The sequence below is a fragment of the Streptomyces graminilatus genome, from assembly GCF_001418565.1.
GTDB lineage: Bacteria > Actinomycetota > Actinomycetes > Streptomycetales > Streptomycetaceae > Streptomyces > Streptomyces graminilatus.
Map to the genome: position 1 here is coordinate 26,089 of NZ_LIQQ01000054.1, position 24,950 is coordinate 51,038.

Here is a 24,950-nt window from a genome sequence, read left to right on the forward strand (position 1 = left end):
GAAGATCACACTAATGTTGTGTGCCCTGCTGTGTCTCCCAAATGATCTTCCTCTCCTTGGTGAGTGCCCGGGCTGCCGGCCCCGGCCGGGCCGAGACGGGCGAACACCCGTCGGCGAAGCAGTTGATACTGCTCACGGCAGTGCCCCGGCGGCCCGGGCGGTCGCACCACGACCTCGCCGGGGCCCACGCTTTCGCCGGGACCGAACTGTTCCCGCGTCAGGTCGATCTCGATCCCCTGGCCGAACCGGTTCCACCAGTGGTAGTCGACGACCTCTCCCTCGACCCGCACTTCTCCGCACACCAGATCACCGCCGAAGAGGTCGTGCACGACCAGCGCGGTCACTCCGCACTGCCCGCGAGCGGGATTGCCGGGATGCCATTTCGGTACGTCTTCGGGCGCACAGGTGTCGACACCCCAACTTGCCCGCAGGGCCGCCTCAACGCCAGACAGCGTGATCGTGTCCATGCCCAAGAGCATGGCAGAGAAGGTGCTCCCCAGTCGCACCGGGCACGGCACTGTACGAACAGGCATTCGCCGACAAGGAATCGGCCCTCACCGCCATCGTGGGTCGGCGAATTCTCGGCTCGGTTTCCCGACCCGGCCCCGTCCCGCGAACACCGCGTGACGCGTCGCCGATCTGTGTACCTTCGGCGTACCTTCGGCGTACCTTCGGCCCCATGCGCGTACTCGATCACGAACAGGCGAGGGCCCTGCGCAGCCAGGGGCAGGGCATCGGCGGAGGTGTCAGGTACGGTACGGCGGCCGAGGTGGTCGAGCGGGTCCTCGCCGTGCAGGCGCAGGACGCCCGAGCCGCCGAGCTCGGCATCCGGGTACGGGCGAGCGGTCTCACCGCCGCCGATGTCCGGCGGGCCCTCGAAGAGGACCGGAGCATCGTACGCGGCTGGTTCCTGCGCGGCACCCTGCACACGGTGCCCGGCGCCGACCTGCACTGGCTCCTGGGGCTGCTCGGCCCGCGCTTCCTGAGACTGAGTGCCCGCCGCTACCGCGAACTCGGCCTCGACGAGGGGCTGTGCGACCGTGCGGAGGCCGTCCTCGTCAAGGTGCTGGGCGACCAGGGACCGGCCACCCGGGCCGAGTTGACGGAACATCTGGCGAGGATCGGGGTGGCTCCCCGTGGACAGGCCCCCTTTCACCTGATCCGGCGTGCCGCGTTGCGGGGGGTTGTCTGCCACGGCCCGGAGCGCGACGGCGAGGCCACCTTCGTGCTCCTGACGGACTGGCTGCCCTCGCGGACGGGCGGCCCCACGGGGGAGGCGGCCGAGACCGAACTGGCCCGCCGCTACCTCCGTGCCCACGCCCCGGCTTCCCCCGAGGACTTCGCCACGTGGTCGGGGCTGCCGAAGACGGCCGCGCTACGCGCCTGGCGCGCACTGGGCGCCGCGGGCCACCTCACCCCCTGCCGCATCGTCGATGAGGACTCCGCCCTGCCCACGGAACGGGTGGCGGAGGCGGACCTCGCGCCCCCCGCCGCTCCCGACGTGCGGCTGCTGCCGGCGTACGACAACTACCTGCTGGGCTACCGCTCCCGTGCGCTGTCCGTACCGTCCGCCCACGAACGGCGGGTGTGGCCGGGTGGCGGTCAGATCCGGCCCACGGTCGTCGCCGACGGACTGGTCCGGGGCACCTGGGCCTGGCGCAGGAGCGCCGCGGACACCGACGTCTCCCTGTTCCCCCCAGGGCCCGACGAGGCCACCGCACTCACGCAGGGGATCGCGACGGAGACGGCCGACATCGCCCGGTTCCTGGGGAGGCCCCGCTGAGGCCACACCACGCGGCGCCGCCGCCCCGGGGCTTCCCGCCGGGGCGTTGGGCCACTTCGAAGCAGCCGCGCACGGCGGGAGCGCCGCTGACTCCCGCGAGCTCTTCCAGCACCTCCTTCTCACGAGCGAGCCTGGCCACCGCCTATCGGGGCTGATGCGTTCCCGGGGTGTGTCCGAAGGTACGGCGGAAGACGTCGATGAACGCGCTGGCGGACGACCAGCCGCACAGGTGGGCCACGGCGGTCACCGGGGTGTTCTCGGCGAGCAGCACCAGGGCACGGTAGAGACGCAGTTGGGTGCGCCACTGAGGGAAGGTCATGCCGAGATCGGCCTTGAAGAGACGGGACAGGGTGCGCTCGCTGGCGCCGACTTCCCTGCTCAGCACGGCCAGTGTGCGATCGTCGGCCGGGTTGGCGCGCAGGATCTCGCACAGTGCGGCGAGTTGGGGGACGGTGGGGGCGGGCAGGTACAGGGGCTGCTGGGGCGAAGCCCGCAGCTGGTCACGCAACACGGCCCGCAGTCGCCCACGTTCGGGACTGTCGTCGTGCGGGCTGCGGGTGTAGGCGAGGATCAGCTCACGGAGCAGAGGGCCGACGGTCAGCACGGTCGGCACGTCCAGACCGAGTGGGTTGTCACTCGCGGGCAGACCGACAAGGTGCAGTTCGAGTTCGCCGTGGGCCTGGTGGGCGTGCACGGTGCCGGCCGGTACCCAGATGGCGCGAGTACCCGGCGCGATCCACATTCCCGCACTGGTGGTGACGGCCAGCACTCCCCGGCCCGCGTAGACGATCTGGTGATCGTCGTGGTGGTGCGCGTCGATCGCGGCTCCGGGCGCCAGCCACTGGGTGCGAGTCGGCGCCACCGGCTCGTGGCGGATGTTCGTCATTGATTGGCAGTTTATCGGAAGTGCTCCACCTCCCTCGGCGATGACCATGGCGATGTGACAAGGAACAGGTTGATCATTCTGCTGTCGGTCGGGCATGCCTGCGTGGATGTCTACCAGGGTGCTGTCGCATCGCTCGTGCCGTTCTTCGTCGCCGAGCGCGCCTACAGTTACGCCGCGGTCTCGGGCGTCGTACTCGCCGCCTCCCTGCTGTCCTCGGTGGCACAACCGGTGTTCGGTGCGCTCACCGACCGCTGGGCGATGCCTTGGCTCCTGCCCGTGAGCACGATCCTCGGCGGACTGGGCATCGCCCTGAGCGGGCTGAGCGGTTCCTACGCTCTGACGCTGGTGTTCGTGGCGGTGTCCGGAGTCGGGGTCGCCGCCTATCATCCCGAGTCCGCCCGCGTGGCGCGGGTCGCCAGCGGGGGAAGTCACAGCGCGATGGGCTGGTTCTCCCTCGGCGGCAATTTGGGCTTCGCCCTCGCGCCCCTCATGGTCACCGCCGTCGTCGGCCCCGGCGGTCTGCGCCTCTCGCCGCTGCTCGTGGTGCCGGCCCTCGTCGGCAGCGTGCTGTGCCTGCCCGTCCTGCGCGCGCTGGAGAAGAGGACGGCCGACGGCTCCAGCGCCTCGATCACGACGGGCCCCGACGACAGGGCCTCGTTCGTGAAGCTGTCGCTCGCCGTGGTCTGCCGGTCCATCGTCTTCATCGGCGTCAGCACGTTCATCTCGCTCTACGCCAAGGAGCGCCTGGGAGGCAGTACGGCAGCGGGCACCGCGGCTCTGTTCGTGCTCTATCTCGGCGGCGCGGTGGGCTCGGTGCTGGGCGGCAACCTGGCCAACCGCTGGGACCGTGTCACGGTCGCCCGGTGGTCGTACCTGGTCACGGTCGGCGCCGTCGCGGGAATCGTGTTCGTACCCGGCCCGGCGATCTACCTGTTCGTGGCACTGACCTCCGCCGGCCTGTACGTCCCCTTCTCGTTGCAGGTCACGCTCGGCCAGGACTACCTGCCCTCGCGCGTCGGCACCGCCAGCGGAATCACCCTCGGGCTGACCGTCAGCATCGGCGGCCTGGTCAGCCCTCTCATCGGCACCGTCGCCGACGCGACCTCCCTGCGCACCGCCCTGACGCCACTGATCCTGATGCCCGCCCTGAGCTGGCTGTTGTTCCGCACCCTGCCCGAACCCACCGCGCCGAAGCCCGTGGCAACGGCGCCGCAGACCGGAGACGACACGGATGCCGCGCTATCTCCCGCCCGACACGACCACCGCTGAGCAACCCGCACGCCCGCCGGCAGACCGGCCGCAGCGCGGAGACGAAGCGAACGGCTCGTCGCACTCGTCGTCGCAGGATGTGTGCCCCCTGCGGGACTGGGGCTGTCTGACCGCTCTGCGCCACCCTTCGTGGCAACTGCTGTCGAGCCATTCGACGTCCGAAGGCGACATCGAGTACTGCCGGTGTACGTGTGACGCGCTGGTGGTCCTCCGCAAGGGCGAGCTGACGGCCTTCACCGGACCGCGGCTCGGCTAGTGCTCTGACCGGGAAGGTTTGCCGGTTTGGCTGGTCATCCCTATTCACCGACGTAGATCGGAGCGCCGTCAGGTCGGGCAGCCCGGATCGACTTCAGCGCGGCCAGAGTGTTCCCGGTAGCCTTCTCGCGGCGGCTGAGGCCCCACAAGGTGTCGTCACCGATCGAGTAGCAGCCATGGAGGTAGCGCACTCCGTGGGTGCGGTGGTAGGTCGCGGGATGACGCTCGGGCGGGCATTGCTCGGCCCAGCACGACCCGGCAGTGGGCCGGATGCCGAGCGGCCCGAACTCGTCGAACACGAACACACGGCCCGGGAAACGCTCCTCCCAGGACCCCAGCGATTACTTGCCTCCGATGTTCTCGGCGGTGTGTGGAAGCCCCAGGACTCACTGTGACCTGGGGCTTTTGCCTGCGCCCGAGCCTGCGCCTTCGGGATTCGAACCCGAGATCTACGCATCACTAGCCGAAGGAACCCCTTGGCGATCTTCCTCGATCCTGCTGATCGATAGCTTTTGGACAGGTCGGATGAGGTCCGGCGTCTCACCCTGGCCGAGTCCTTCTCGGTCCTTCCCGGTCTTTCTCGGTGCTTCCGTTCCCCCATCGTTCCCCTTGGTTGCCCGTATGGCCCCGCACTGGACAGCCGCGCCAGCCGCGCCGGCCGTACATCACCGGCAAGAGCCGAGCGGTTTCGGTTGCCGGTGAGTGGGTTCATGCTGGGAACAGCAGCTCCGCGTTCTTCGACCGGAGCAAGCCATACATTTCCGGAGGGCGCCATGAGCCTGCCTTCTGTCCCACCCGCAGTGCAGCCCCCGTCGGGCCCTGGAGCAACGGACAAAGGGCTCAAGGGCGGCGCGCTGGGGCTTTTCTCCAGCACGGTGATCGGCCTGGCCTCCACCGCCCCTGCCTACAGCCTCGCGGCGACCCTCGGAGTCATCGTCGGGATCGTGGGCTTCCAGTCACCGATCGTGGTCATCCTCGCCTTCGTCCCGATGTTCCTGATCGCCTACGGCTACAAGGAGCTCAACCGGGCGGACCCCGACTGCGGCACCACCTTCACCTGGGCCTCCCGGGCGTTCGGTCCCCGCACCGGCTGGCTGGGCGGATGGGGCATCGTCGCGGCCGACATCATCGTGATGGCCAATCTGGCCCAGATCGCCGGGGCATACGGCTTCCAGCTGGTGGGTGCGGACGGACTGGCGCAGGACACCTTCTGGGTCACCGTGGTCGGCGTGGTGTGGATCGTCGTGATGACGCTGATCTGCTACATCGGCATCGAGATCTCGGCGAACCTCCAGAAAGCGCTGCTCAGCGTCGAGATCGTGGTGCTCTTCCTGCTCGCGATCACAGCGCTGGTCAAGGTGTACGGGGGAACTGCGCCGAGTGTCTCGTCGGAACTCCATTGGTCGTGGTTCAACCCCGCCCAGATCAACTCGCTCGACGACCTCACCAAGAGCGTGCTCGCCGGTGTGTTCATCTACTGGGGCTGGGACACCGCCGTATCGGTCAACGAGGAGACCGTCGACCGCGATCGCACCCCGGGCCGCGCCGCCGTCATCTCCACCGTCATCCTGCTGCTCGTCTACGTACTCATCACCACATCCGCGCAGGCCTTCGCCGGAGTCGGAGAGCACGGCATCGGCCTCGCCAACCCGGACAACTCCGGAGACGTCCTCTCCAGTCTCGGCACCGAGGTCTTCGGCACCGGGGGCTGGGGCGAGACCGCCACCAAACTGCTGATCCTGATGGTGCTCACCTCGGCCGCCGCCTCCACCCAGACCACCATCCTGCCGACGGCGCGCACCACGCTCTCCATGGCCTCCTTCAAGGCCATCCCGGACCGCTTCGCCCGCATCCACCCGCGCTTCCTCACCCCGACCTGGTCCACGGTGGGTATGGGCCTGGCCTCCATCGCCTTCTACGTCATGCTGACCCGGGTGAGCGAGAACGTCCTGGCCGACTCGATCGGCTCGGTCGGCCTGATGATCGCCTTCTACTACGGGCTCACCGGGTTCGCCTGCGTCTGGTACTACCGCAAGGTCCTCACCCGCAGTCCGCGCGACCTGTGGACGAAGGGCATCATGCCCGGGCTCGGCGGCGTCCTGCTCCTCTACTTCTTCATCAACGCCTGCGTCGTGTACTCCGCCTCGGACTACGGCAGCACCTCATGGACGCTGCCGTTCCCGCCGCACTGGCAGCTCGGCGGCGTCTTCGTCACCGGTATCGGCGCGCTGCTGCTCGGCGCCGTCCTGATGCTCGTGTACCGGGTGATCCGTCCCGGCTTCTTCCGCAAGGAGACCATCCCCGTCTCGGCGCACGAACCCGACGGGCGGTGAGGGAGCCGCGGTGAGCATCCCGCGGCTCGCCGGAAGCACCGGGGCCTTGGACCTTCGGTGCCGGGCCGGTGCTGCGGCGGACGATGAGTTCCACGGAGACGACAGGCTCGGCGACTGCTCGGCCGGGCTGTCGATCTGGGCCGGCAGGAGCCGCAGGGAGCGGGTACCCCACAGACTCACGGCGGCCAGGGTGGCGATCAGCCGCCAGAACTGGCGCTGCACCATCCGTGACGGGTCCGGCCGGCGAGGCGAGCGCATCGCTGGCCGAAGTACTCGATCAGCACGCCACTGCCGACGCGCCCCTTCAGGAACATCGCTGGTCTTCAAACTCCAGTCCGCCGTGGCCACGCCGCACACCTCCGAGATCAAGGTGTTGCGACGACCAGTTGAACCCACCTTCGCTGCCGCGGTCGCTATGGAAGATCACGCCCTTCACATCACCACCGCGGGTGGCCGCAGCCATGTTCAACGACGCCGCGACCAGTTCGGCGTCATGGCGCGCCCCCATCGCTTAACCGAGCAGCCGGGGCGAGAACGGGTCGATGACGGTGGCCAGGTAGAGCTTGCCCTCACCGGTGGTGATCTCGGTCATGTCGCCGCACCACACCTGGTCCGGAGCGTCCGCGGTGAAGTCCCGCCGCACGAAGTCCGGAGCCGCTGGCCGCTTTCCGGGCCGGGTCAGTCCGCGCCGTCAGCAGAACTTCCGTCCGGCCAGGCCGAGTTCAGCCATCAGACGGGCAACCGTGTTCACCGAGACCCGCCAGCCCGCGCGGACCAGGAGGAGCCAGACCTTCGGGGAGCCGTAGGTGCCGCCGGAGCCCTCGAAGATCTTCCGGATCACGTCGGCCAGCTGCCCGCGCCGGACCTCACGCGCGGTGGTGGGCTAGTCGCGCCACTTGTAGAACCAGGACCCCGCCCCCCCCAGGACTCGGCAGGCCAGACGGTGCGGAACGCAAGCCTCGGTCCTCTGGTTACCGACGAACGCGGCCAGGGCGGCCGGGAACTACGAGAGGCGGCCGGTGAACTCTGGCAGGAGCACCATGCCGTGTTCACCCGACCTGATGGCCGCCCCATCAACCCCCGCGCCGAATGGGAGGAGTTCAAGAAACTACTCGAAGGGGCGGGCATCACAGACCGCCGTCTCTACGACGGGAGCCGCCACACCGCCGGCACGATCCTCAACGAACTCGGGGTCGACATGCCCACGATCATGGAAATCCTGCGGCACACCCAGATCAGCCAGACCCGGCGGTATGTGAAGGGCCGATCCCACCTCTCCAAGGACGCCATGCGCCGCATGGGAGACACATTCCTGCCCGCCCCGAAAGTTGCCCCCGCATCCGCAACTGAGACTAAAACTGAGACTGGGGACCGCAGGGCAGCCCGCGCTCAGCGCCGCCGACGGGTCCGGTAAAAGCAAAAGCCCCAGGTCACGGCGAGTGAGTCCTGGGGCTTCCACAGAGCCGCCTTCGGGATTCGAACCCGAGACCTACGCATTACGAGACCATGAGTGATCGTGTTGCGTGGTGTTCCGTCGTGCTGTCCGGTGACGTTTGTGCTGATCAGAGCACGTGTAGCAGGTTGACCGGTGCTCCTTCGTCATGCACCGTCCAAAGGCGTCTGTCCACCGGCCGTCCACCGACAGGGTTGTCACCGGCCCACCAGCGAGACGGGGCTGGGCTTCCGACGACGCTGTCGACCGATCGGAGTAGTCGAGCGGAAGCTGCTGTGGGAACTCGGCAAGTACCCCTTCTCCGAGGTTCCGGCGCCCTGTCCTCCCCTGTGCAGATGGTCGACGCCATAGCCGCGAAGGAGTCGCGCCAGTTGGCGCTCAGGTCAACACGGCCGACTGGGTCATTTCTCGTCGAGCCGTTCATCGAGGATCTCGGCAGCCCAGGCGCGCAACCGTCGGCGCATGTCGGGCGCTGATCCAAGGCCCCGCCGCGTGCTCGCCCCTGGCAACCCCATACCGCCGGGTCACGCTCGCCGCTTGACATCTCCCCTAGGAATCGGTACCGCTCTCCGGATCGCTGTCCGCTCCTGCCTGCGTCCAAAGTTCGGCGGCCACACGACCGCGGAGGAGTAGGGCGAGCGCCGAGACGGACGGAGTATCGAGTCCGACCACCCACTCTTCGGCTGTCCCGACCAGACTTACAGAATCCCACGGCTTCCTGAGCCGACGTGATACGACTGCCGCGCCGGGGAGCTCGTCGTACGTGCTCCCCTGCGATCGCCGTTGTCCGGAAGGTCAGGAGGAGAGACCTCGCCTACGCAGGCGTTCCGCGATCGGTACCTGCCCCGGGGGCCTCAGGATGAACTTGCGCTTCTGCTCGTCGAAGCAGTCAAGGTAACAAGACACTCGGTCTCCCACCTGGTAGCTGTCGCCATCCTCGATGTAAAGGACATCGAGGATGGCCACCCATGACAGACCCAGGTCAACGATTACGCCCCAGCGAAAGACAGCGATGGCCTCCCCTTCAACGATGCTCCCCATGAGGCCCGTCTCGGCCTCTGTCACCAGACCATCGGTCACTGTTTCATCACTCTCAACGGGGTTGTACAGCCCCACGGACGCTTCCACCTCCCACCGGGTCCTCCCGGGTACATCCGGGAGGACCCATGTGCGCGCATCCTTCGCCGGACAACCGTCGCTCACACGCTGCGCGGAGCCGTTCCGCGAGCGGTACCTGACCCGGCGGGCGCAGGACCGGGGGGGGCAGCCGGCCACTCCGGCACCCCCGGTCTCGGACTCCTCAAGCTCTCAGCTCTCGTCATCCTCCAGATACCAGCCGCGTTCGATCATGCGCTGCTTGAGTTGCTCCACCTGCTGAGCAGACGGTTTGCGGATGGACAGGGCCGCTGCCGCCCGGTTGCGCACCACATGCCGGTCGAGGCCGAAGGCCGCCTCAACCACCACGCCGAGGTTCCGCTCGGACAACAGGTCGGAGAGAATCACGAGCAAAGGACCGTAGTGCGCATCGTTGTCGCGGACGCCGACGGGGAACACCAGCTGGAGCCGGTCGGCCACCTCGGCGAGATGAGGTTCCAGTTCTGTTGACCGCCGTACACCGCAGCCACTTCAACGGACTATCGGCCCGCCTCCGCGCCTGAGCACACCCCCGGCTTCACACCGCAGGCGGCCGCAGGGGGTCGAAACGGTCCCACTCAAGGCTCCAGAGCGCGTCGAAGCCCTTCGCATATACAATGTCCCGTTCGGAGGCGTACACGGGGTATACCCCAACCAGATCAATGAGGTCCCGACCGGTCCGGCTCTCTTCGCCCGAGCCAAGATCGATCGGTTCGGAGTTCCGGAAGACAGCGGAATCCGCCACCACGATGCTGCTCATTTCCGAACTCTCGACATAGGACTTCAAGTAGCCGATGGCCTGCCCGTGATCATAGGCGCACATGCCACGCAATGCCGCCGCCGTCTCGGCAGGGACACTTGCCCAACCGATGTCGTCGGACCGGACCGTGATCACCAATTCCCGACTGCTCGACGTCCACTTCGGATGACGCACGAGAGAGAGTCCGTAAGTGAAACCAGTCACATACCCGGGTTCTGGGGTATCGGCGTAGACGATGGAGCGTACGCATCCGTCCTCCGGCTTCGCGGGGGGGATCTCGTGAACTTCCGTCGGCTCCTTTCCCGTGAGCGGGAGCAGCTGTTCAAGATAACGAGAGAATCTGGCCTCAGTGTCACGTTTGTTCATTGAACCTCTTTATTTCTTAGTATATTCAGCCGGCGCGCCGGATGGGTGCCTCCGTGAAGATCAGCGGAGGCACCCATCCTAGAACATCGGTTTGACTTGCTACGACGGGAAGAAGTGGCCCTTCTCGGAGTACCACCACTCCGTCTTGGCGTGATCAATGTACGAGTTGAACTCTTCGAACCTATTCGAAGGAATCCTCCACTCGGTAACCCCATTCAGTCCGTTCTTGTTCGGCAGGGGGAATTCGAGATCACCGAATGCCTCTCTAAATCCGGGCTTCATCGTGAAGACGTGAAACCCGGGATCATGCCCGTTTCCGGCATATTGCGCAGCACCTTCCGGCATGTTGGAGAGGTATGCCGTGGGATGGTCCCCCGCATGGTTCTTGACGCTCAAGCCGTTTCTCTCGCTTGCTCGCTTTCCCTCGCCCGGCGAACGGTAGAGCTTCACCGGCTCGTCGGCCCCGTCCTTGGCACCCGCCTTCGAGTCCGTCTTCTTCGGACCGTCCGCCGTGTCGCTCTTCCCGCCGGCGCCGTCGTCCTTCTTGCCGCCGGAGTCTCCCTTCTTGGCCGCCGGGGCCTCCTTGGCCTTGGCCGGAGGCGCCGGCTTGGGCGGGGGCTTGGGCTTGGGGGTGGACGGCGGCGTTACGTTCTCGGCGTTCTTGACAGCGTCCTTTGTCTTCTCGGCCGCCTTGACGGTGTCCGTCGCCGCGTCGACCGCGTCCACGGCCTTGTCGACGTACCGCGCTCCCTTTGCCGCGGTCGCGCCGTAGCCCGCGATCGGAATCGCCGAAGCGTAGGACAGACCCGCGTCGATGTAGTTGCCCTCGGCCGTGTACCAAACGCCGTTGAGCAGGTCGGCCGGCTCACCGAAAGCGGGCACCAGACCGATGACATCGAGGGCACCGTGGCCGAGCGGGCTGAGCCAGGACTCGCCCCAGTAGAGGCCCGTCGGGTCCGGGAAGGCCAGCGGGTTGTTACGGCCATAGGCGTATGCGTTGAGGTGCTGCGGGTCCCCGACGTTGAGCATGGGGTCGACGGAGACGAAACGCCCGGTCGCCGGGTCGTACGCGCGGGCGCCGAGCTGGATCAGACCCGTCGTCGCGTCCGCTGTGCCGCCCACGAAGGACTTGTCACCCGGCCACGCGCCCGCCGCCGGCTTCGCCCCACGCACCTCACCGAAGGGGAGCGTACGGCGCTGTGTGATTGCCGAGTCCGCCGCCTTGATGGCGATCTCCGCGGTGCCGTTCTGGCCGCCGACCAGCCAGGTCACGCCGGCCGACGTCCGCACCGCGATCTTCTGACCGCCGTGGGAGTAGTAGCGCGTGCCCGACAGGGTGTTCTTCGCCGTGTCGAGGCGGATCTCCTGGCTGCCCAGGTACAGCGTGACCGCGCCCTTCTCCTTGCGGAGCAGGCGGCTTCCGTCCGGGCCGTACACGTACGAGGTCTTGTTGGCCTCGTCCAGGGTGTCACCGGACAGGTACGGGGTGACCGCGCTCAGGCGGCCCTCCTCGTCCCAGTCCAGTTTCTGGTCGACCGCCGGGGAGAGGTCGGTCGCCGCCTTCGTGCGGCGGACGGTGTTGCCCGCCTCGTCGTACGTGAAGGACTGGGCCGCCGTCACCTCCTTCGCCGACGAGCCACCCGAACCCGGCATGACCGTGCGGACTTCCGCCGACTTCAGGGCGTGCGCATGTGTGCCGCCCTTGGTGTCCGTGGCCTTCGGCACGTACGTCGTCGTCTGCGTGATCGCCGCGGCCCCGGTCGTGCCGGTGGCGTGGCGGACCTCGCCCGTACGGTTGCCCGCTACGTCGTACTCGTAGGAGTGCCGGTACGGGGCCGGGCCTCCGACAGTCGCCTCACCGGCGCTGGGGGCGCAGGCGGTGGCCGTCTGGGTCCACGCGTCGGTCAGGCGGCGCAGATAGTCGTAGGCGAAGCACTGGACGTCAGCCGTCTTGCCCTCGGGCGCGTCCGCGATCCTCTGGATGTTGCCGGTGGCGTCGTAGCCGTAGGTGATGTCGGCGTCCGGGGTCTTGACGATCTCCCGGTCGATACGGGCGCGCTCCAGCCGCCGGGTGCCCTCCTCATAGGTGTTAGTGAGCCAGGTGTACTTGTCCGCGCTGGCCGTGCCCAGCGTGAGCTGGAGCAGCTCGCCGTAGTTGGAGTAGCGGGTCTCGCGGGCATAGTCCGTCGAGTCGCCCAGGGTGAAGGACGGCAGGCCGGTCGCCGTGTAGCCCTTGGTAATCGTCTCCGCCGGGAGGCCACCGGCCGCCGGGATGCGTACGTCGTCAACCGAACCGTCCGGCTTGTACGACGCCGTCGAGGTGTAGGTGCCGGCCAGCTTGCCCTCAACGGCCGGGATCGTCACCGACGTCTTCGTCGGGCGGCCCGCCACGTCATAGGCGTCGACCGAACTCGTGTAAGCGGTGTCGCCCACCCACTTGGTGGCCGATGCCAGACGCCCCTGGCCGTTCGGGACGGTGGCGCTGTCGTACTCCCAGGTCGTCAGCTTCTTGTCGCCGTTGTAGAGCGAGCGCTGACGGCCCAGCTTGTCGTAGTTGAAGGAGAGGGTGGTCTCGCGCTCGTTGCGGACCGTCTTCAGCTGGTCGAGGTCGTTGTACGTCATCCAGGACGTACCGGCGTCCGGGTCGACGGACTTGGTCTGACGACCGCGCACGTCGTACTTCGACGACCAGAGGTTGCCCGACTGGTCCTTGACCTCAACGAGGCGGCCCGCCGCGTCGTAGTCGTAGGACGTGGTGTCCGCCGCGCCTGTCGGCGAGCTCGCTTTGAACTCCAGGACCTTGGTCGTCTGCCCCTGGGCGTCGGTGTACTCCGCGGTGGGCGTGGCACCGGCCGGCGGGTCAACCGTCGTGTGGTCCCCGTGGTACGCGGTCTTCGTGCGCCACTTCTCGGTGCCCGCGACGCGGAAGATCGAGTCGGTCGCCCGGCCCGCCGCGTCGTAGACCGTCTCCGTCTCCCGGGGCGTGCCCTCGGAGGCGTCCGCCACGTTCACGAACGTCGTGCCGACGGCCGCCGTGTTGTAGAAGGGGCCGATCTCCTTGACCGCCAGCCCGCGACTGTCGTACTCGGTGGTCGTGATGACCCGTCCCGAGTTCGCGGCCGGGGTCTGTGTCTGGCGGGGGCGCAGCAGACCGTCGCTGAGCTGGTGGCTGGTGGCCACCGAGCCGTTCGGCAGCAGCGACTTGGTGGTGGTGACGACGGGGGCGTTGTTGCGGATCAGGTAGCCGTATTCGAGGCTCGGCGTGGCCGTCGCCTTGGCTCGGCCCGGGAGCCACACCTTCAGCAGACGGCCGAGGGCGTCGTACTCCAGGTCGGTGCGCTGCTTGTTGGGGTCGACCGTGGCGATCACCAGGCCCCAGCGGCGGTCGACCGTGGACGTGGTCGTGTTGCCGAGCGGATCCTCGACCTTCATGCCGGTGACCGGACCGCCGGTCGTGGGCGTGTACGACGTCTTCGTCGTGTTCGACGCCTGGTCGGCGGACTCCACGACACGGCCGTGCACGTCGTACCTGGCCGTCGACGTCGTCACGTACTGCGGGGTGCCGTCGTCCGCGTACCCCTTGACCTTCTCGCTGCGCACCACATCGCCCTTGGTGGGCGTGGTCCCGTAGGTGTCACGGTTGTCGTACCAGGTGCGGACGTCGGAGATCGCCTCGCCCTTGTACGAAGTCGGCGCGCCGTCGTCGCAGTTGACCGGGACGACCGTCACCCGCTTCAGCAGGGTCAGCAGGTTCGCGTCCGTGTTGCGGTTGTACTCGTTCGTCGTGCAGGTGTCGTCGTCCGGGACTGCGAGGTCGCCGGAGTCGGAGGAGCGGACGAGCATGCCGTACGCGTCGTAGAAGTGCTCGATCGAGGCGCGGCGGACCTTGCCGTCGTCGAGGGCGGTGCGGGTCTTCGTCGCCTTGACGGCGGCGAAGCTCGCCTCGTCCTTGCCCTCCGTCGCCGTGGGCTCGGACTTCCACGGGGTGCTGACCGAACCGGTCACCTCCGCACCACCGTTGAAAGTGCGCTGTTCCAGCAAGAAGCCCTGGTGCCGGCTGTCGTCGCGGACCTTCGTGCCGTCGGAGGCGGTGACCGTGACGGACTTGGTGCCGCCGGACTCCTTCTCCCGGTCGCCGTCCATGCCCTGGAGGTAGGTGGTCTCCGTGCGGAGCTGCTTACTGCCCGCCTCACCGGTCCTCATGGTGACCGAGCGGAAGCCGCGCCACTGGTTCCAGGTCTTCTTCTTCGTCTTGACGAGCTCGCTGTCGTCGAAGGCCCAGGCGGCGCCCGAGTAGTCGTAGGAGGTGACCTTGTTCGGGCCGGTGACGGTGACCTCGTCCTCGATCACCGTGTCGACGACGAACTTGTGGAACCAGTCCTCCTTCTCCCCGATCGTGCCCTCCTTCGACCAGAAGGACGGCATGCAGCGCTTGGTGTTGGTCTCGGGGGTGGGGAGGTTGGAGGGGGTGCACTCGGTGGGCTTGTAGTTGACCGAGATCGTGCCGCCCGTCTCCGACTGGATGGCCCGGATGCGCCACTTGTACATCGGCAGACGGTCGTGGGAGTCGGCGTGGACCCGGTTGGCGTCCTGGCGCTCGTAGAAGGTGACCTTCGGGAGCTTGTTCGCGCCGTCCTTGCCGGAGTGGGTGACCGACTCCAGCCACAGAGCCGGGGCGTGCGTGGTGTCGGCGCTCTGGTACTTGTGCGCCAGGTCCCACTCGTCGACGTCCCCGTACGTCTTGCCGTCGGAGCCGAGTACCTGCGTGGTGACCTTCGACAGCCGCTTGCGGGAGAAGAAGGTCGGGGACCACTGGTCCTTGCACTCGGTGTCGGAGGTGCAGATCTGCTCGAACGGTACGTCCGGCCAGCGCTTGGCGGTGGACTCCTTCAGGTCGCCCGGCTGGCAGTCGGCGGCGGCGCCCTCGCAGCGCTCGGCGACGTCGAAGACGACCTGGGAGGGCGCGACGGTGGTGTTCTCCTTGCCCTCCTGCTCGCCGTACTCGATCCGCTTCAGGTAGCCGCCGCGGTCGTAGGAGACGACCTTGTCGCCGCGCACGCTGTCGTACTTGTTGGTCTCGGTGGCGTAGTAGTACGTCATCGAGTTGCCGTGCACGTCGACGACGTAGTCGAGTTGCCAGCGCCAGGCCTGCTGGCAGCGGGAGTCCTTGAAGGTGTCGGCGTGGCAGGGCTCGTCCTTGTCGTCGCCGAAGACCGGGACTTCGAGGGTGGAGCCCGTGTTCTCGGCGTCGGCGGCCTCCGACTCGCGCTTGCCCTTGCCGAAGTGGTAGCGGGTGCCGTCGGTGGTGGTGACGACCCAGTACTCGTGGTTGTTGTCGGAGTTGAAGCCGTCGTACTTACGCTCGATGAGCGTGCCGTCGTCCTGCTTCAGCCGCCACTGGTCCTTGCCCTTCTTGACCAGCTCACCGGCCCGGCCGCCGAAGTTCATGGTGGCGTTGTCGGAGTGCCAGCACAGGTCGTACTTCTGCGACCCGGCCTCGTCGTGGCCGTCCTCCGTGCAGGCCTGGTACGAGCGCTCGATGTAGCCGGCGCTGAGGTCGAAGCCCTCGCCGATCCAGGAGGTCTGGTTGTTGCTGGAGGCCGTACGGCCGTCCGTGGAGGCGGAGTTGTAGCCGAGCCCGAGCTGCGGGGAGGGTCCCGCGACGGCCGGCGGGACGCGCAGCGGGTACTGCCAGGTGAAGCCGCCGGTCTGCGCTGCGACCTGCCAGGAAGCGGAGGGCGCCAGCGAGGTCGCGGCGTACGAGCCCGAACCGCCGGAGTCCCCCGCCGCGACCGCGAGCAGCGGGGCCTTGGCGGCCGACAGCGCGGCCACATCGGCGATGAGCTTCCGCGCGCGCACGTCGTTGTCGGTCTTCAGCGGGGTACTGGTGCGGCACTTGTCCGCCGTGGGCGTGGTCAGCGCGCAGGCGGGGAGTTCGACCAGCCGCAGCCGCTGGGCCCAGTCGCCGCCGTATGCCTGGGCGAAGGCCGCGTAGTCGACCTCGACGGACACCCTGCCGTTCGTGGCCGACATACGGCTGTCGGCGCGGGCCACCTTGAGCAGCAGTCCGTCGATGCCCGCCTTCTGGGCGGCGGCGTGGCTGAGGACGTCGACCTTGGCGCGGGCCGGTGTGACGGCGGCCATCGCGGAGCGGGTCACGCCCTTGGCCGGGCCGACGCGGACCGGCAGCGAGCCGGCCTTCGCGCCCGACTGCGCGCTCCGCTTGCCGGAGCCCGCCAGGTCAACGGTCGCGGTGCCCGCCTTCGGCCAACTGGCCTTGAGGTTCAGCGGTTTGCCGTACCCCTTGGTGTGCTTGAGCGGGGTGACCTCGCCGTCCTGTTCGACGACCGGGGTGGAGGCAACGTCCTGGGTCTTCGGGCGCCGCTGCTCCCGGGCGTCGTCGGGGTCGTCGCCGAGCGCCGGGGTGCCCTGGAGCAGGGTGACGGTCAGGGCTGAAGTGAGGGTGACACCGAGGGCTTTGGCCCAGGGGTGTGTTCTGTGTCTGCGAGATGCGCGCACGCGCGCTCCCCCTCCCGTATGGGTATGGAAAGTGCCCGGGTGCCGGAGGGTCCGGGCACCCGGGTGGACGGCTCTGGTCGGCAGCCGTCAGTTGTCGTCAGCGGTCGTCAATTGTTCGCGAGCCGGAAGATCTCCGTGCCGGACAGCAGGCCGGGGACGACACGTACGTCGTCGATGTCACCGGCGAAGGCGTCGGACCAGTCGGCGCCGTACTGGGCGCGACCGATGTTGAGCCCCTTGCCGGCGTTCCAGACATCGGTGACGGTGGCGCTGCCCTGCTCCTCGCCGTCGACGAAGAGCGTGAACCTCCGGGCGACCGGGTCGTACGTACCGGCCAGGTGGACCCACTTGTTCACGGTCGCGGGGCGCTCGCTGCTCGCCATGGCGCGTACGAGGCCGGAGTCCGCCGTGTCGCTGGTGTGCCGGCCGAAGATCCAGCGTTTGTAGGCGGTGGAGTAGTAGAGGTTGAGGCCGTTGCCCTGGCTGCCCGCCTGGCTGATCACGGCGATGTTCTTGGCCAGCGATGTGGGCCGCACCCACACCGAGACGGTGAACGCCTGGCCGGTGTGGACCGGGGACACGGCGGTGGCGTGGTCGGTGGTGCCGTTGAAGCGCAGCGCCCTGTCGGCCGGGGTGGTCGCGGAGTTGTGGCCGGCGACCCAGTCGGCGCCCTTCACCGTCAGCGTCCGGTTGTGGCCGGAGGCGTCGGGGGCCGTGGTGCCGGAGGTCTGGTCGAGGCCGTAGACGGCGGCGGCGCAGGTGTCGGCCAGGGCGTCGGCGCAGGCGCGGTCGACGGTGAAGAAGTACTTCTCCAGCGGGCCCCGGTTGCCGGCCCGGTCCACGCTGCGGACGTAGAGCACGTTCGGTCCGAAGGTGCTCGGCGCGACCTCGATGGTGGCCTTGCCGCCGAGAGCGGGCGGGTCAGCCTTGCGGGTGGGGGTGTCGTTGCCGAGGTCCCATTCGTAGAACTCGACGTCGTTCTTGAACACCGAGTCGGAGTTGCCGTTGGCGGAGAAGGTGAAGTGCCGCTTGGCTCCCGCCGGCAGGTCGGCCTCGCCCGCGACCGGCTGGACGTGCGGTTCGGTGTCGGGCCGCTCCACGTCCACCACGAACTCGCACCAGTCGGACCACGGGGAGTACCCGGAGTCCTTCAGATTGCCGGTGGAACCGTCGTAGGTCTGAGCGCGCCAGCGGTAGCCCCCGCCGTGCTTGAGTTCCCTGACGGGGATCCCCTTCTCGAACCTGCCCTCGTTCTGCGGTCCGTCCTTGCCCTCGTAGACGAGGGGGCGGCTCGTGTCCTGGTCCCCCACCTGGAAGGTCGCGGTGAGGTTCTGGCCGCTGCCGTCGGTGTGGGAGTCGGCGTCGGTACCGGTGACGGACATGGTCGGGGTCGCGTCCCGGATCCACGGCCGCTTGGTGTTGTCGGTCGTGCAGGTCTTCTCGTCCGGGTTGGTCAGCCGCTCACCGGTGGGCTTGTCCGGGCGGGTGTTGTAGGTGACGACGAGTTTGGCGTTGTCACCCTGGAACCGCTTCCAGGAATTGGGGTCGTCCTCGTCGGCGGCGCGCAGCGAGAAGGCGATCGGGTCCTCGCCGGCGGCCTTCTTGCGGACGGAGGCGGTGAGGTTCTCGTTGCTCTCGTCGGCGTTGTCCGCGAAGTGCACCCAGCTGGGCGGGGCGTCCGGGCTGCAGCTGTCGCCCCGGCCGTACGCGACGTTCTTGTCGACCAGCAGGTCGCCGTCCTTGGGCTTGTTGTTCCAGTTCGTGGCGGAGTCGACACCACCCTCGGCGACCATGTGCAGGTTGACGGCGCTCTTGGCGCAGGAGAACGCGAACGTCTCGTAGACCTGGAAGACCGCCTTGGAGATCGTCCGGTTCTTCCAGCCCTTCGTGGCGAACTGGAAATACATGCGGTTCGTGTACGGCGAGCCGCTGCACACGTAGTAGATCCCGCCGATGGTGTCGGCCGAGCAGCGCCCAACACCCTCGTCCTTCTTGAACTTGTGGAACTCGGTGCCCGGGTTGGCGCTGGACACGTACAGCCACTCACTCTTGGACATCCCGGCCTCGGGGTCGATGTAGACCGGGAAGTCGGTGTCGGTCGCGGTGAGCAGGGCGTGGTCGGGCTCGACGGTGACGGCGGACGCGGAGACGTCGAGTGCCATGTCGGCGATCTTCGCGCCGGCGTCGGGCGCTTCCTGCGCGGGCGTGTCCGTGCCCGAGGCGGGGACGGCGTCGGCAGGGACCCCGGTGGTGGCGGAGTCCCACATCTTGGGTGCCTGTCCGCCGAAGACGCGCTCCCCGGAGGCGTCGACCGCCTGGAGGCCGCCGGTCGGTCCGGTGCCGAGGTCGAGACCCTGCGACCGTACGGGCAGCCGCAGTTCGGCCAGCTCCTCACTGCGGGCCGCCTCGGGGGTCTTCACCTCCAGGACGTACGAGTAGCCGGTGACCGAGGCGCTGGCCAGCAGGTCCACGCCGGGCAGCACCTCGCGGTACTCAGCGGTGTCCCCGTTCAGGACCGGCTCGGGCAGCGGCTTCGGCCAGCTCAGGGTGAAGGACTTTCCGTCCTCGCCGAGCGTGACGAAATCGGACGAGCCGCCCGCCGCGAAGGCCAGGTCGACAACGGCGGCCTTCGGCCCGACCGTGCCGTCCGGGCGGCGCTCCAGGGTCGCGTCCGCCTTCTCCCAACTGCCGTCGGGACGCTCCACCCGCTGCGGCTGGACACTGGTCTCACTGGTCAGCGAGCCGTCCGGGTTTGCGTAGACGAGTTCGTCCTCGGCCCGCCGGTCGACGATCTCCACGGGTTCGCCGGTGGCGGCGGCCTTCGCGAAAGCGGACGCCTCGGCGGGCGTGCTGTTCGTGGTCGATCCGGTGGTGCTGGTTGATCCGGTGGTGCTGGTCGAGGCCGTGGTCGTGGGCGCACCGATGGCCGGTGTTCCCGCTGTTCCAGTGAGTACGACGGCGGTGCCGAGCAGCACGCCGAGTTTTCGGGCAGCGCGAGGCCGCCGGTTCCAACGGGAGGTCATTCCCGTTGCTCCTTCCCCCGTGAGAGCTCTCCCCAGAGCCCGCTATGAAAATGATGTGGCCATGCCGTACAGCAGTGGCCAAGGAAACATATGGGACTTCCTTTACCGAATCAAGGGTGTTTCGAGAGCAAACCGCCCCACAGCCCACACCGCACGCACCACTCACGCCTTACGAACGGCCCTTGGTGCGGGAGGACGCGCACGGCACGTACAGCGGATCCGCCCACTTCCGCTGGATCGTGATCGGAGAGCCGACGCGCCAGCAGGGTGGAGCCCACACCGGCCTCACGCAGGCTGCGCACAACCCCCATCGATGTCAGGCTGGGGCCGACCGTGTCACCGGAAGACGCCATCGCCCTGAGCCGGACGGCGCTGAATCCAGAGGACGTGCCCGGACGGCTGACCTTCACCATCTGCTTCGGCGCGAAGACGTGCACCGGCTCCTGCCACTCATACGACGGCATCGCAGACGGGTACCTGACCGCGTCGGAGCTGAAGTTGTCCGGACCGGACAGTCCCGCCGCTTCCGATCGCCACATCGAAGACAGTCGTATTTTCACCCCGTCGGTCCAGGTGCAACCAGGCCACTGGCGGAGTGTCAGACACACCTGTCCACCGGATGTCCACCGAACCTCATCGCGCAGGCCTGACCCGCCCATCCCGGATGAGCAAGAGCCCACCTCAGAGGCTCAGGCCGTCCAAACGGTCACGGAAACCGAACCCCGACACACGCATTACGATGCACAGACCCTAGAGGCACAACTTGGGTCGATTCCAAGGTCATCCAAAACAAGAAACCCCAAGTCAGAGGCCTGACTTGGGGTTCGCCTTGGAGCCGCCTTCGGGATTCGAACCCGAGACCTACGCATTACGAGTTGTCCGATCTTGGTCCGGGGGCGTCCAGCACAGTCCGTTCGTTGAGAGAAGGGTGAGGTCACAGCCCCTCACGTACATCGTCGGACGCCGACGGACTCCCCCAGACAGAGGGGCTATTGAGACCCCAACTGAGACCCGCTCCACGCCGTCCAGAGCTGACCACCCGACACGAAGACGCCGAGCTAGCCAGTGAACTAGTCTGTGACCATGTCGCACGGACAGGATCCAGCCTCAACCCCCAGTGGGCTTGGGCATGCTGGCCTGCCGGAGCTGTCCAACTACACGGATCTCGGCCGTGCTAGCCGGCACTTGCAGTTCACGCTTCGGGCGGATCATGTCCTCACCGCGATTAACGACTTCGCTCGCCTCGTCAGAGACGACTCGCAGGCCGCGCAAAAACTCACGGAGGACCTGCTCACTGGGGCTGAGCGAGACACCGGACTGCCCTCTGTAACGTCCGGAATCATTTACGGGCTCGACCCGCGTCCCTGCCCTACGTCGTTCTGGACGGATGCCTACAGCCTCGGGCAGCAGGTAATCCTCGATCTCTGGAGGTCCTGGCCATCCGTCCTACACCTCTCGCCGGTCGAGCGTCACCAAGTCATGGAGACTCTTGGGCGAGCCGAGAGCACGGTTCGCGGCATCAAGGCTGCCGCTCAGCGTGCACTTAACCAGCACGTAAGCTCTCAATACGGATTCCTAGGCTGCGTCCCTCCCCACGACACCTCGCCCTGCGGCGTACTAGGGCTTGCCTCCCCGATTGTCCCAGGGGCGCCCTCCTCTCGGCCGACTCCCGACCAGGAAGTCATGGCCACTGCCGCTTAGCCCTCACTGTGGGGCTGCGGCCCCACTATGAGGATGATCGTGCAAGCGTTCGGACCAGTGGACTGGAACTCAGTCACTAGATTCATCATCGAAAGTTTTAGCCTTCTGGCTCTCTTCGTCATCCTGCTCATCGGATTCTTGCGCCAGCTCCGGGAGCTGGCCCGAGAGCTGCGAAAGGCTCGTAAGGACTTCCAGAGGCCGTCCGAAGATGACCCGGATGACTCACAGCGAGGGATCCGCCAAGACTGAGCGGCGAACACGTCAGCCGGGCGCCGATAACAACATCGAGCGGGTGTCCGGCTGACGCTGTGATTTCCAGAGCTGTCTCGGCAACCTGGTCCCAAGGCGCGGACCGCATCGTCGAGGCGATCTAGAAGGGCGCCGGTGACCGACGCTCGCACTAGCACCTTGGCCCCCCATCTTGGGCGGATTCTAGGGGTCGTTGCAACACAGGTGATCAACTGGCTGTGGCCAGGAGCTTAGCGAGGCGCTCGGCTGGGGTTTCCCAGTCGAGCGTTTTGCGTGGGCGGCTGTTGAGTTCGGCGGCGACGGCCGCCAGGTCCTCGGGGGTGTGGGTGGTGAGGTCGGTGCCCTTCGGAAAATACTGCCGCAGCAGGCCGTTGGTGTTCTCGTTCGAGCCGCGCTGCCAGGGGCTTGCCGGGTCGCAGAAGTAGACCGGGATGTCGGTCGCGACGGTGAAGGACCGGTGGGCGGCCATCTCTGAGCCCTGGTCCCAGGTCAGGGATCGCCAGAGATGGCCCGGGAGGACCTGGACGGTCGATGCGAGCGCGTTGCGGGTCGCATGGGCGGTGTGGCCGTCCGGCAGGTGCACAAGCATCAGGTAGCGGGTGGAGCGTTCGACGAGTGTGCCGATGGCGGACTTGCCGTTCTTTCCGATGATCAGTCGGGTAGCGGGGACGCATTGCTGCGTCCCCGCCCCCTCAGAACCGTGCAAGCAGCTGTTCACCGCACACGGCTCAAGCAAGCCTCAGGGGCTCGCGGTCAGGAGAAGGTGCAGGATTTGTCAGTCCGGCGGCTCCATCCGCCGTTGACAGAGGGTGTGAAGGAGACGGAGCCGTTGATCGCCTGATGAGCCGCCGCCCGGGAAAGCGATGTACTGCTTGGAGATCGCCTTCCTGATGACGGCCCGCCACCCTTCCCACTCCTGCGGGCTTCGCGGCGGGTGATCGGCGTGCAACAGGAGCCCTCCGCAGATCGGGCAACGACCTTGCTGTGCCTGGAGCAGGCACACGGTCATGCCGTCGACCGGTGGAGGCGGTCCCTTGCGACGCCGTTCGGCCCAGTACGACTCAAGCGCCGGGTCGTCCGGAGACGCCCTGCCCTTGACCAACTGGTGCCGGACGATCTTCGTCCAGGAGAACTTGAGCAGGTAGGCGCCGCTGTCGCGGTCGCCGAACACCCAGCGGTCCTTCCTGGACTTGTTGAACCGGCCGAAGTACTTGTCGGATATCCAGCGCTTCGGCTTGTTCGGGTGGCTGTGCTTGGCCCACTTGTAAGCGAGCTTCCACATGTGATTGTCCAGCGCGGTGAAGACCTCGCTGGACACCACCGTCCGGTAGTAGGCCGACCAACCCCGCACGATCGGGTTGATCTTCTTGAGCACCGCTCCCGCGTTGGCCCCTCGCAGGGCCAGCATCTCGGCACTCAGCCGTTCCCGGACCCGTCGTTGAGCCGCTGTGCTCGGCTTGATCAGCAACTTGCCGTGATAGCGGCGGACGTTGAACCCCAGGAAGTCGAACCCGCTATCGGCGTGGACGATGCGTGTCTTGTCCTCGTGGAAGGCGAGCCCTCTGGGCGTCAGCCATGCGGCCAGTCGTTCCTTGACCTGTTCGGCCTGTTCACGGCTGGTGCACATCGCGACAAAATCATCTGCGTACCTCACCAGCACGGGGCTCCCGCTCTGCGCACTTCCGGCATCCCTGCCGGTCGTGTAGTAGCGGACCCCTGCGGCTTCCTCCATCCCGTGCAGGGCCACATTGAAGAGCAACGGGCTGATCACTCCGCCTTGCGGAGTCCCCGCTTCGGTCCGGGCGAACCGACCTCGATCCACCGCCCCGGCCTTCAGCCACTGCCGGACCAGTCCCCGGGCGGGGAACGTGCCGAGCGCGGCCATCAGCCGTTCATGGTCGATCCGGTCGAACGCCGCCGTCAGATCCGCGTCGAGCACCCACACACGCTGCGGGTTCTTCCCGTTGAGCGTGGAGTAGATGGCCCCGATCGCATCTTGGCAGCCGCGGCCGGGCCGGAAGCCGTACGACTTCGGCTCGAACCGCGCTTCCCACTCGGGTTCCAGTGCACCGAGTGCCACAGCTTGCAGGCACCGGTCAACGATCACGGGAATCCCGAGTCCGCGCTTCTTCGTCGTCCCTGGCTTGGGGATGAACACCCGCTTGACGGGCTTGGGAATCCACGGCCGGGCACGGTGCTGGACCCAGTCGGCCAGCGCGACCTTGGACTGGGGCAGAAGCACCACCTTCCCGTCGACTCCCGCCGTCGAGCGTCCCGCGTTGATCTCCGTGACCCGCCGCACGCTCAGGAGCGTGTTCGACCGGGACCGGAGCATTAGCTTCTGCAAGTTGCGGACATTCTTCAGGTCCCCTGCCTGCGATGCCGTGAAGATTCTCTGCCGCAGACGCCGTACGTCTTCCTCGGCCCGGCGCCAGTCGACCGACGCCCAGTCCAGGTCCTCGTCCTCGGGTCCGTTCACCGTCGCGACGGCGGGCGGGACGGCCGAGACCGCTCCGGCCGCGTCCGTCATGGTGTCCAACTTGCCCCTCGGTTCCATCGTCCTTGTCCAGTGAGTCCGCACAGGCTCACCTGGCCCACGTCAGCACCCTTTCGAGTCCGGGCAGCACACCCGTATCCGGACGGTTATGCGGGGCGACCGGCGGAGAGGCCGGTCATCGTGCCCCGGGTTCCCGTTTCCTTTCGGCTTCCGGCATTGGCTTCTTGGGCCATCCTGTTCCCGCTGGGGAGTTGAGCCTTCCTCGCGGTCGGCCGACCGGGCCACGACGGCCCGGACCCCAACGGGGTTTCCACGTTCCACACGAATGAGATACGACCGGGGTGGGTGCTCCCTTTACCCCGAGGCGGCGGTGTCCACCTGGCCGGAGCGACCTCTGCCGGCCAGCGCCTGCCGCTTCTCAGCGGCCAGCCATGCACCCCGCTGAAACTTCCCATCGGCGGGGCTTGGGATCACGAGGCATCATCGGGAGTTCATGTGACTTCACCCGTCCGGTCTTCCCCTTGCCGGTGACTCCCGGATGGAACGGGAGTCCTTAGGCTTTCCCCTGAGCTCCGCACCACGCCGTTACCGGCGTCGCACGTCAAGGGCGGGGACGGGTCGTACGGACACGGACCCGTGACTGTACCTACGGCCCCACCATCAGCCGCCTCTCCAATCGGTCAGTCCACTCAAATTCGTGCAACTTCGTGTCGCACGGTCGC

The 24,950-nt window shown here is 67.4% G+C and carries 16 protein-coding genes and 2 pseudogenes; 6 read left to right on the plus strand and 12 right to left on the minus strand.

Features of this window, described 5'->3' with window-relative positions:
• Positions 1-5: 5 nt before the first annotated feature.
• The gene (locus AOK08_RS42795; RefSeq protein WP_079053865.1) at positions 6-467 is read right to left on the minus strand and encodes a YunG family protein; all 462 of its coding nucleotides are present in this window, start codon (positions 465-467) and stop codon (positions 6-8) included.
• Between the two features lie 212 nt (positions 468-679).
• On the opposite strand from AOK08_RS42795, the gene AOK08_RS06265 reads away from it, so the two are divergent.
• Entirely contained in the window at positions 680-1,783 is a 1,104-nt protein-coding gene (locus AOK08_RS06265) for a winged helix DNA-binding domain-containing protein (protein ID WP_055524427.1), read from the plus strand.
• A 142-nt stretch (positions 1,784-1,925) separates the two neighbouring features.
• Here AOK08_RS06265 and AOK08_RS06270 read toward each other — a convergent pair whose 3' ends face one another.
• On the minus strand, positions 1,926-2,669 hold the full coding sequence (locus AOK08_RS06270; RefSeq protein WP_055524429.1) for a helix-turn-helix transcriptional regulator: 744 nt from the start codon (positions 2,667-2,669) through the stop codon (positions 1,926-1,928).
• Between the two features lie 54 nt (positions 2,670-2,723).
• On the opposite strand from AOK08_RS06270, the gene AOK08_RS06275 reads away from it, so the two are divergent.
• Together AOK08_RS06275 and AOK08_RS06280 are read left to right on the plus strand one after the other, a co-directional pair.
• Positions 2,724-3,938, plus strand: a complete 1,215-nt coding sequence (locus tag AOK08_RS06275) for an MFS transporter (protein WP_055524431.1) — start codon at positions 2,724-2,726, stop codon at positions 3,936-3,938.
• Complete coding sequence (locus AOK08_RS06280) at positions 3,901-4,194, plus strand: hypothetical protein (protein ID WP_055524433.1); 294 nt, start codon at positions 3,901-3,903, stop codon at positions 4,192-4,194. The genes AOK08_RS06275 and AOK08_RS06280 overlap by 38 nt, the downstream gene beginning before the upstream one ends.
• A gap of 49 nt (positions 4,195-4,243) precedes the next feature.
• On the opposite strand, the pseudogene AOK08_RS06285 reads toward AOK08_RS06280, so the two are convergent.
• A pseudogene (locus AOK08_RS06285) lies at positions 4,244-4,516 on the minus strand (IS630 family transposase); the annotation flags it as partial.
• A gap of 450 nt (positions 4,517-4,966) precedes the next feature.
• Here AOK08_RS06285 and AOK08_RS06290 point away from each other — a divergent pair.
• Positions 4,967-6,526, plus strand: a complete 1,560-nt coding sequence (locus AOK08_RS06290) for an APC family permease (protein WP_055524434.1) — start codon at positions 4,967-4,969, stop codon at positions 6,524-6,526.
• A 511-nt stretch (positions 6,527-7,037) separates the two neighbouring features.
• Here the strand turns inward: AOK08_RS06290 and AOK08_RS48350 are convergent.
• Together AOK08_RS48350 and AOK08_RS44435 are read right to left on the minus strand one after the other, a co-directional pair.
• Positions 7,038-7,169, minus strand: coding sequence for a hypothetical protein (locus AOK08_RS48350; protein ID WP_277816008.1), 132 nt, complete (start codon positions 7,167-7,169; stop codon positions 7,038-7,040).
• Between the two features lie 48 nt (positions 7,170-7,217).
• Positions 7,218-7,367, minus strand: coding sequence for a helix-turn-helix domain-containing protein (locus AOK08_RS44435; RefSeq protein WP_157876576.1), 150 nt, complete (start codon positions 7,365-7,367; stop codon positions 7,218-7,220).
• A 102-nt stretch (positions 7,368-7,469) separates the two neighbouring features.
• Here AOK08_RS44435 and AOK08_RS06300 point away from each other — a divergent pair, with 102 nt between their 5' ends.
• A complete protein-coding gene (locus AOK08_RS06300) occupies positions 7,470-7,940 on the plus strand; it encodes a tyrosine-type recombinase/integrase (RefSeq protein WP_079053863.1) in 471 nt (156 codons plus the stop codon).
• Between the two features lie 834 nt (positions 7,941-8,774).
• Here the strand turns inward: AOK08_RS06300 and AOK08_RS06305 are convergent.
• The 5 genes from AOK08_RS06305 to AOK08_RS06325 all read right to left on the minus strand — a co-directional run bounded on the left by AOK08_RS06305 (position 8,775) and on the right by AOK08_RS06325 (position 19,781).
• Entirely contained in the window at positions 8,775-9,095 is a 321-nt protein-coding gene (locus AOK08_RS06305; RefSeq protein WP_055524436.1) for a S1 domain-containing protein, read from the minus strand.
• Positions 9,096-9,287: 192 nt separating this feature from the next.
• Positions 9,288-9,554, minus strand: a complete 267-nt coding sequence (locus AOK08_RS06310; RefSeq protein ID WP_055524437.1) for a hypothetical protein — start codon at positions 9,552-9,554, stop codon at positions 9,288-9,290.
• 97 nt (positions 9,555-9,651) lie between these two features.
• Entirely contained in the window at positions 9,652-10,239 is a 588-nt protein-coding gene (locus AOK08_RS42800; protein ID WP_079053864.1) for a suppressor of fused domain protein, read from the minus strand.
• A gap of 99 nt (positions 10,240-10,338) precedes the next feature.
• Positions 10,339-16,758, minus strand: coding sequence for an RHS repeat-associated core domain-containing protein (locus tag AOK08_RS06320; RefSeq protein ID WP_241826849.1), 6,420 nt, complete (start codon positions 16,756-16,758; stop codon positions 10,339-10,341).
• A 107-nt stretch (positions 16,759-16,865) separates the two neighbouring features.
• A complete protein-coding gene (locus tag AOK08_RS06325; protein WP_055524440.1) occupies positions 16,866-19,781 on the minus strand; it encodes a LamG-like jellyroll fold domain-containing protein in 2,916 nt (971 codons plus the stop codon).
• A gap of 53 nt (positions 19,782-19,834) precedes the next feature.
• On the opposite strand from AOK08_RS06325, the gene AOK08_RS44440 reads away from it, so the two are divergent.
• The gene (locus tag AOK08_RS44440; protein ID WP_241826851.1) at positions 19,835-20,431 is read left to right on the plus strand and encodes a 3-deoxy-7-phosphoheptulonate synthase; all 597 of its coding nucleotides are present in this window, start codon (positions 19,835-19,837) and stop codon (positions 20,429-20,431) included.
• Positions 20,432-21,939: 1,508 nt separating this feature from the next.
• Here AOK08_RS44440 and AOK08_RS06335 read toward each other — a convergent pair.
• Both AOK08_RS06335 and ltrA read right to left on the minus strand, forming a co-directional pair.
• Positions 21,940-22,386 (minus strand): annotated as a pseudogene (locus tag AOK08_RS06335) (IS30 family transposase); the annotation flags it as partial.
• Between the two features lie 120 nt (positions 22,387-22,506).
• A complete protein-coding gene (ltrA, locus tag AOK08_RS06340; RefSeq protein ID WP_055524445.1) occupies positions 22,507-24,261 on the minus strand; it encodes a group II intron reverse transcriptase/maturase in 1,755 nt (584 codons plus the stop codon).
• Between the last annotated feature and the right edge of the window lie 689 nt (positions 24,262-24,950).

Coding starts and splice junctions, on each gene's coding strand:
- AOK08_RS44440 (WP_241826851.1), top strand. CDS start 19,835: ATGTGGCCATGCCGTACAGCAGTGGCCAAGGAAACATATGGGACTTCC.
- AOK08_RS06290 (WP_055524434.1), top strand. CDS start 4,967: ATGAGCCTGCCTTCTGTCCCACCCGCAGTGCAGCCCCCGTCGGGCCCT.
- AOK08_RS42795 (WP_079053865.1), bottom strand. CDS start 467: ATGGACACGATCACGCTGTCTGGCGTTGAGGCGGCCCTGCGGGCAAGT.
- AOK08_RS42800 (WP_079053864.1), bottom strand. CDS start 10,239: ATGAACAAACGTGACACTGAGGCCAGATTCTCTCGTTATCTTGAACAG.
- AOK08_RS06280 (WP_055524433.1), top strand. CDS start 3,901: ATGCCGCGCTATCTCCCGCCCGACACGACCACCGCTGAGCAACCCGCA.
- ltrA (WP_055524445.1), bottom strand. CDS start 24,261: ATGACGGACGCGGCCGGAGCGGTCTCGGCCGTCCCGCCCGCCGTCGCG.
- AOK08_RS06270 (WP_055524429.1), bottom strand. CDS start 2,669: ATGACGAACATCCGCCACGAGCCGGTGGCGCCGACTCGCACCCAGTGG.
- AOK08_RS06265 (WP_055524427.1), top strand. CDS start 680: ATGCGCGTACTCGATCACGAACAGGCGAGGGCCCTGCGCAGCCAGGGG.
- AOK08_RS06325 (WP_055524440.1), bottom strand. CDS start 19,781: ATGACCTCCCGTTGGAACCGGCGGCCTCGCGCTGCCCGAAAACTCGGC.